This is a genomic window from Microcystis sp. LEGE 08355 (genome assembly GCF_015207185.1).
In the GTDB taxonomy this organism is placed as follows: Bacteria; Cyanobacteriota; Cyanobacteriia; order Cyanobacteriales; family Microcystaceae; genus Microcystis; species Microcystis panniformis.
In genome coordinates, this window is the sequence record NZ_JADEXI010000223.1 from 1 (window position 1) to 6,979 (window position 6,979).

Annotated in this window: 9 protein-coding genes and 1 pseudogene; 9 read left to right on the forward strand and 1 reads right to left on the reverse strand. The window is 40.2% G+C overall.

What is annotated here, in order from left to right:
- Window positions 1-761, reverse strand: a 761-nt coding sequence (locus tag IQ242_RS12575) for an RNA-guided endonuclease TnpB family protein (protein WP_193960209.1), incomplete at its 3' end; no start/stop codon positions are given.
- A gap of 99 nt (window positions 762-860) precedes the next feature.
- Between IQ242_RS12575 and IQ242_RS12580 the strand changes: the two genes are divergently transcribed.
- From IQ242_RS12580 to IQ242_RS12615, 9 genes and pseudogenes are all read left to right on the forward strand, one after another.
- Window positions 861-1,100, forward strand: coding sequence for a hypothetical protein (locus IQ242_RS12580; protein WP_193960210.1), 240 nt, complete (start codon window positions 861-863; stop codon window positions 1,098-1,100).
- A gap of 37 nt (window positions 1,101-1,137) precedes the next feature.
- Window positions 1,138-1,362 carry an addiction module protein gene (locus IQ242_RS12585; protein ID WP_008199613.1) on the forward strand — a complete coding sequence of 75 codons (225 nt, stop codon included), beginning with the start codon at window positions 1,138-1,140 and terminating at the stop codon, window positions 1,360-1,362.
- Window positions 1,359-1,655, forward strand: coding sequence for a type II toxin-antitoxin system RelE/ParE family toxin (locus IQ242_RS12590; protein WP_193960211.1), 297 nt, complete (start codon window positions 1,359-1,361; stop codon window positions 1,653-1,655). The genes IQ242_RS12585 and IQ242_RS12590 overlap by 4 nt, the downstream gene beginning before the upstream one ends.
- Window positions 1,656-2,081: 426 nt before the next feature.
- Complete coding sequence (locus IQ242_RS12595) at window positions 2,082-3,746, forward strand: AIPR family protein (RefSeq protein WP_193960212.1); 1,665 nt, start codon at window positions 2,082-2,084, stop codon at window positions 3,744-3,746.
- 349 nt (window positions 3,747-4,095) lie between these two features.
- The gene (locus IQ242_RS12600) at window positions 4,096-4,362 is read left to right on the forward strand and encodes a hypothetical protein (protein ID WP_004160621.1); all 267 of its coding nucleotides are present in this window, start codon (window positions 4,096-4,098) and stop codon (window positions 4,360-4,362) included.
- A 4-nt stretch (window positions 4,363-4,366) separates the two neighbouring features.
- Window positions 4,367-4,510 (forward strand): annotated as a pseudogene (locus tag IQ242_RS27115) (clan AA aspartic protease); the annotation flags it as partial.
- 86 nt (window positions 4,511-4,596) lie between these two features.
- A complete protein-coding gene (locus IQ242_RS12605) occupies window positions 4,597-5,025 on the forward strand; it encodes a DUF29 domain-containing protein (protein ID WP_052275570.1) in 429 nt (142 codons plus the stop codon).
- Between the two features lie 392 nt (window positions 5,026-5,417).
- Window positions 5,418-6,344, forward strand: coding sequence for a restriction endonuclease (locus IQ242_RS12610; protein WP_036401709.1), 927 nt, complete (start codon window positions 5,418-5,420; stop codon window positions 6,342-6,344).
- A 200-nt stretch (window positions 6,345-6,544) separates the two neighbouring features.
- Window positions 6,545-6,820, forward strand: a complete 276-nt coding sequence (locus IQ242_RS12615; protein WP_002801699.1) for a hypothetical protein — start codon at window positions 6,545-6,547, stop codon at window positions 6,818-6,820.
- Window positions 6,821-6,979 lie beyond the last annotated feature (159 nt).

Sequence of the window (6,979 nt, forward strand, 5' to 3'; positions counted from 1 at the left end):
AGCTTATGTAAATGGTCTTTTCTGCTATCGGTGATTTGAGCGTGAATCCTTGCTACTTTGATTCTCGCTTTTTCCCGATTTTTTGACCCTTTCTGTTTTCTAGAAAGATTTTTCGCTGCTCTTCGCAGTCTCCGATAATGCTTTTTAAAATACTTAGGATTAGATACTTTGTCACCATCGCTGGTAATCACGAGGCTACTAATTCCTAAGTCAATTCCGATGGCTTTATCTGTTACTGGTAGAGGCTTAATCGTTGGGTCATCAAATCTAATTGAGATATGCCAACGTCCAGAAGGATGTAATCTGACTGTTACTGTGCTTGGTTCACAGCTTTCTGGGATTTGTCTTGACCATCGAATAGGTAAAGGTTCTGTGCATTTAGCTAAATAGATTTGTTTGTCTTTGAACTTAAAAGCAGATTTGGTAAATTCGGCACTTCCTCCTTGATGTTTTTTCTTAAAGCTAGGATACTTAGTACGACCAGCAAAGAAATTAGTGAAAGCTGTTTGTAAATGTCTTAACCCTTGTTGTAAAGGTACACAGCTAACTTCGTTTAAAAACTCTAATTCTTCTTGTTTTTTCCAATCGGTTAGCATTGAAGAAGTTTCAGTATATCCTACTCTTTCTTGTCTTTCATACCAAGCTTGTGTTCTGAGATGGAGAGCTTTATTGTAAACCAATCTTACACAGCCCAAAGTGCGCCGCAATAGCGACTCTTGTGTTGGTGTGGGGTAAAATCGAAACGAGTAGGCTTTTTCCATGTCTCACATTTTAGCATATATTTCGTAAACGATGCTCATATTTAACAGTAAAGCCGTCGTAGAACGACGGGGTTTCAGACCCAAATTTTCGATGACAACTTGTTAGAACTACTCGCTCAATCTGAATCGGGAGCTTGGGTTATCGCGGAAGAGAAAGTTGAGAAAATCACCCATGTCCAAGTCGTGAATTTTGACGGGATGCAAATGATTGAGGCTATCTTTGACCGAAATGCCAGCTACAGAAGAGATGATGGCAGGCTAGTGATCAAATTTCTAGACGGGCACATCGTTAATTGCAATGTGTCGTTTGACGGACAAAACCCTGTTCGCTATATTTGAGGAAGTTCTATCGAATGTCTCACCTTGAGGTTTCTGCATGGATATCGCGGCTACACTAAATGAAATTACAACTTTAAGTGTTGAGGATAGAATCCTTCTGGTTCAAGCGATTTGGGACAGTATTGCAGTGGAACAGGTGTATCCTGATTTAACCGAGGCGCAAAAACACGAACTCGATCAGCGGATTGAGGGTCATAATAATGATCCCGATAACGTCCTCACCTGGGAAGAGATGAAAGCATCAGTCAGAAAGCAAGCATGAAGTATGTACTGGTATTTCGTCCAGAAGTCCGTGACGACCTCAGCGATGCCTATGATTGGTATGAGAGTCAACAAGCTGGTTTGGGTGATGAATTTATTGATTGTGTAGATGACTTACTCAATCAGATCGGCATGATGCCAGAGTCTTATGCAATCGTTTACCTGGACATTCGACGAGCAGTCATCAAACGATTCCCATATGCTGTCTACTATCGAGTGATTTCAAGTCGGGTCGTTGTGACCGCAATTTTTCATGGTCGGCGTGATCCAAAGTCATGGCGATTGCGAACCTAACAACCCCAATGCACCCGACCATTGAGGTTATTGGTTAGTGCGATGCCGAAGGCACTGCGTAGCAGGGCGCATCGCTTCGTGGGTTGGGTTGAGCGAAACAATACTGGGGCAAAAATAGCTCAATTCGCTTGAAAAAGCGCAACCCAACCACCCCAAAGGTTACTCTTTGTTGGGTTTCCTTGGGTTAACCCAACCTAAAATAATTGATGCTCTATCGATCGCCCATTTTCAGACCAAAACTCGAAGTATAAGCAGATTAAATATTACTACCTATTGACAAATTAGTATATATGTTGTAAGACGGGGTAATATACAGAAAGTTGACCCATATCGTTACTCTGGAGACTGTTATGCAGAAAGTTTTCGTATAATATGTAGTTAGGCACAATAAAATAAGCTATTTAAATATGTTCGGTAAATAAGTACATGAATATCATTGCGTCCATCATCGACCAACGCTTGGTATCAGTTAGCAACGACATTCGTCAAAAAGCTTCTGAAGAACTACGAATCACAGATGAAGGCCGGCTTAAGTCTTTGGCTTTTGTATATCTGTGCGTTAAAACCATTTTAGATTTAGATGGAGATGATGTTTTTGATTGCTTAACAGAAGGAGGTGGTGACTTTGGAGTAGATGCTATACATATCTCAGAAGAATATGACGGTGAATTTACAGTTAGTTTATTTCAGGCAAAATATAAGAACAACCTAGAAGGAAAATCTGAATTTCCTGAAGGAGGTATAAAAAGTTTAATAAACGCAATTAATTACTTATTTAATCCAGCAGCTAAACTAGAACATATTAATCAACGACTGCTTGTGAAAGTGGAAGAAGCTCGTAGCCTAATCCGAGATGGCTATATTCCCCAAGTTCGGACAATAGCTTGCAACAATGGGCGGAAATGGAATTTATCTGCTCAAGAGGCTATTGATCGTGCTGAGTTTGGAGATCAGGTGACATGGGAATATGTTAATCACGAGCGTTTAGTCAAAATTCTTCAAGCTTCTAAACCCGTAAAAGATACTTTGCAGCTAAGTGGCAAAGCTATTGTGGAAGATATGGAGTTTAGCCGAGTACTGTTGGGTAGAATTTCGGTGACAGAAATTGCCACACTTATAGAGCGACATGGAGAACGTTTATTAGAGCGCAATATTCGTCGCTACTTGGGTTTACAAGGAAATCGCGTAAATGAGGGTATCCGTCATACTTTAACTAGCGATGAAAAAAACAATTTTTACTTTTATAATAACGGGGTCACGTTGACTTGTGATAGTTTCTCATACAACGCATTGCAAGATGGCGATTACAAAGTGCGTGTTGAGAATTTACAAATCATTAACGGTGGTCAAACGTGTATGACCATATTTAAAACCTTGCGAGAACCAGATTTAATTAATAAAAATGCCCAAGCTTTTGTTCTTTTAAGACTCTATCAATTGCCTCGTGAAAATGAAGGTTTAGTTCAAAGAATTACCTACGCAACCAATAGCCAAAATCCAGTAGACCTCAAAGATTTACGTGCTAATGATGAGCACCAGAAAATATTGGAAAAGGATATTGAGCAATTAGGATTTAACTACAGGCCTAAACGTTCCAATACTCCTACTCGCTCTGCTGATATTACTTCAGGAGTAGCTGCTGAGGCAGTATTATCCGTTTGGCGAAGAAAACCTCATCAAGCAAAGTTTTTCTCTCGTGAACATTTTGGGAAACTGTATGATACAATCTTTACTGATCAATTAAATGGAGCGCAAATCGTAATAGCTGTTCAGCTTTACAGAATTGCAGAAAACCGCCGCAAAAGACCTGAGTCTACTGACCCAGATTTTGTCCGCTATGCTTCATGCTTTATTGCAATGCAGATGGGACAAAAACTTTTGGCTGATATGAAAGTTCAGATGAAAGACATTAGTCATCAAAATTTTCAATCAGCCCAAATGCTTATTGATCAAAATGGGGAGAGTTACTTTAATGCTTCATTACAGGATATTAAACAGGCACTTCAGGATCTTTATGGAGAACAAGAGATTTCCTTGCAGCAGCTATCTGCAACATTTCGACGTGGTGATTTAATAAGTAGACTTCAATGAATCAAATCGGTTCAATAATTCGACTTCTTTTCTTGCAAACTCGCTTAACCTAACTTCACCGTTAGCTGAAATATTGGTGAATTTTCAAAGTTGCCTGTTGCTGTGTAACTTCACAGATTAATATAGTGCGATGCCAAAGGCACTGCGTAGCAGAGCGCAATCTTGTAGGGTGCGTTCCCTAAGGCAACTTCTACCGCTCCACCAATAGATTTTTGAGGAACGCACCATGCTCATTGATTGAAGCTGTAAGTGCGATGCCGCTCTTGTGGGCTAAGTTGGGGAATGTTAGCGAAGATTGCCAATGTTTAGGTTAAAATAGAGGGGCAAAAGTGGCAACGGGGTCAGGACAATGACAGTTAATCAACTCCGCTACAGCAAAGAAGAATTCGCTCGACGTGGTAATGAGATTTATCAATCTCAGGTGCGCCCCCAAGTCGAGGAAGGCAATCATGGGAAGATTGTAGCCATAGATATTGAAACAGGTGCTTTTGAGCTTGCCAATGACACAATAACTGCTTCTAATCGATTGCTTGAACGAAACCCTGATGCTCAAATCTGGCGTGTCCGAATTGGGTATAAAGGCGTTCACCGCTTTGGTGTAGGTCGTCTGCTTTAACTTTATGATGAACGGAATTGTTGATCAAAACTGCGAGGCAACGCTTCGGTTAGTCGTAAGCAATGAGAGTAAACAGAGGCAGGTAATTGATGCTGTTATTGATACAGGGTTCACAGGCTTTTTGACCTTACCTCTGACAGTAATCAGTTATCATTAAGAAAACGCCGGATCGTTAACCTAACAGAATTAACCCCACAATCCCACCCGAAAAGCTTGAAAAACAGGGAACCGGTTATGCCAACCACCTACGATTGCGATTTAATTCTCTGGGCCCGGGATACGGCTCAACTTTTGCGGGAACAACGCTGGGATGCCATTGACTGGGAGCATTTAATCGAGGAAATCGAGGATTTGGGGAAAAGTGAACGCAGTGCGATTGGTTCTCAAATGGAGCGAATTTTGCTTCATCTGCTCAAGTGGCAATATCAACCCCAACGGCGCTCCGATAGTTGGCTGGATTCCATCAATGATGGGCGATCGCAAATTCGTCGTAAGTTAGAGGATAGTCCCAGTTTACGCGGTTATCCCGCGCAAATTTTGGATAAGGAATATACCAGAGCGCGTCGAGAAGCCGCCAGACAAACGGGTTTAATCCTTAGCATTTTTCCAGAGTTTTGTCCCTATACTATCGCGCAGGTGATCGAAGATTGGTGGCCCCAGTGATAGCCTTGATTAAAGGTTAAATAATCCTAAATCCGGTTATTAAAGACTGATTATTTATTCTCCCTTTTTGCATGAGTGCATGAGCAGAAAACGGGTTTCTCCGAGAAACCCGTTTTCTGTGCGTTGCTCAACCGATTTAGTATTATGTGACAGTTGAGGGTGCGGAATGTGGGATTGATCGTCCATTTTCAGACCAAAACTCGAAGTATAAGCAGATTAAATATTACTACCTATTGACAAATTAGTATATATGTTGTAAGTCGGGGTAACATACAGAAAGTTGACCTATATCGTTGCTCTGGAAATTGTTATGCAGAAAGTTTTCGTATAATGTGTAGTTAGGCATACCTTCCACCTTCCTACCTTCCTTTCACTTTCAATCTAGATATGAGATGTCAGATTTAACAAGCATTGAAAAGATTAAACTAGAGAAATTGCTCGAAATGGGCAATGGTTATGTGCTTGATTTTTCAAACATAACCTTCCGAGAATTCGTCTTAGAAAATTTAAATATCGATATATATGATGAAAAATATAATTATAGTAGTGGCTCAAAAGCAAATCGATTAAGAGGTTTTTGGAAAGAAGAATCTAATTCTACAGTAGGAAAACTGATAGAAACACTTTTGGAATACTGGAAAACAAAAAAGTCAATAACTCGGAAAGCTATCACCACTGAGGAGGAAAATTTATTTAACGAATGTCAAAAAATTGTAGAAAGATTGCAAGGAGGTAATACAAAGAATCCTAATCAGGATTCTCAGAGGAAGGAGGAATTTTCTTCACTTCGATCCAGTCTTCTGCTGGAATTTGATAACTTTACAAAGTTAATAAATTCGGAAGATAAGAAACAGCGAGGATTTTCACTTGAAGACTTGCTAAAACGTATTTTTTCTCTTTATGAGATTCCAACTCAAAAAAGCTTTAGGAGAAATGAGGGTGGAGAACAAATAGACGGCGCATTTAAGCTTGAAGGCTGGTACTATCTAGTTGAATGTAAATGGACTCAAAACTTAACGGATATACGGCAACTTGATAGCCTTTATGGCAAAATCAGCCGCTCTGGTAAACAGACATTGGGATTATTTTTATCGATCAATGGTTGGTCAAAAAATGTATGCCCCTTACTAAAGCAGAATAATGACAAATCTATCATTTTGATGGATGGTTATGACTTACGATCTGTTCTTGTCGAGCATAATAATTTGGACCTGAAAAATTTACTTATGAAAAAGTTGGAATGCTTAAATTTGGAAGGAGAGCCATTTTACAGCGCACATCAACTATTACAAAATACTATGAACAATCAAATTGTGTAGTGTGATCGCAATCGCCGTAGGGTGCGTTCCCTAAGGCAACTTCTACCGCTCCAGCGATCGATTTTGGGGAACGCACCATGCACATTGATTGAAACTGTAAGTGCGATGCCGCCCTTGTGGGCCAAGTTGGGGAATGTTAGCGAAGATTGCCAATGTTTAGGTTAAAATGGAGGGGCAAAAGTGGCAACGGGGTCAGGACAATGACAGTTAATCAACTCCGCTACAGCAAAGAAGAATTCGCTCGACGTGGTAAAGAGATTTATCAATCTCAGGTGCGCCCCCAAGTCGAGGAAGGCAATCATGGGAAGATTGTAGCCATAGATATTGAAACAGGGGCTTTTGAAGTAGCAAAAGACAGCCTCACAGCTTCCGATCAACTTTTAGCCCGATTGACCTATGCTCAAATTTGGTTCGTAAGAATCGGACATCGAGCAGTTCATCGAGTCGGTTTGATTGGGGCAAATTTATTTCAATGATTAATCAACTCTACGCTTGTTTTTGCACAATCTGGCTCTTCGGGAATTGTTATGCAAATAATTAACTTAAAATAAAATTCGATGAGAGCAACTACGCTCAAAAGTAGCTGAAATTCATACAGGAAAGGACTTAAGGCACAAACAGGTTAATACCAAAAG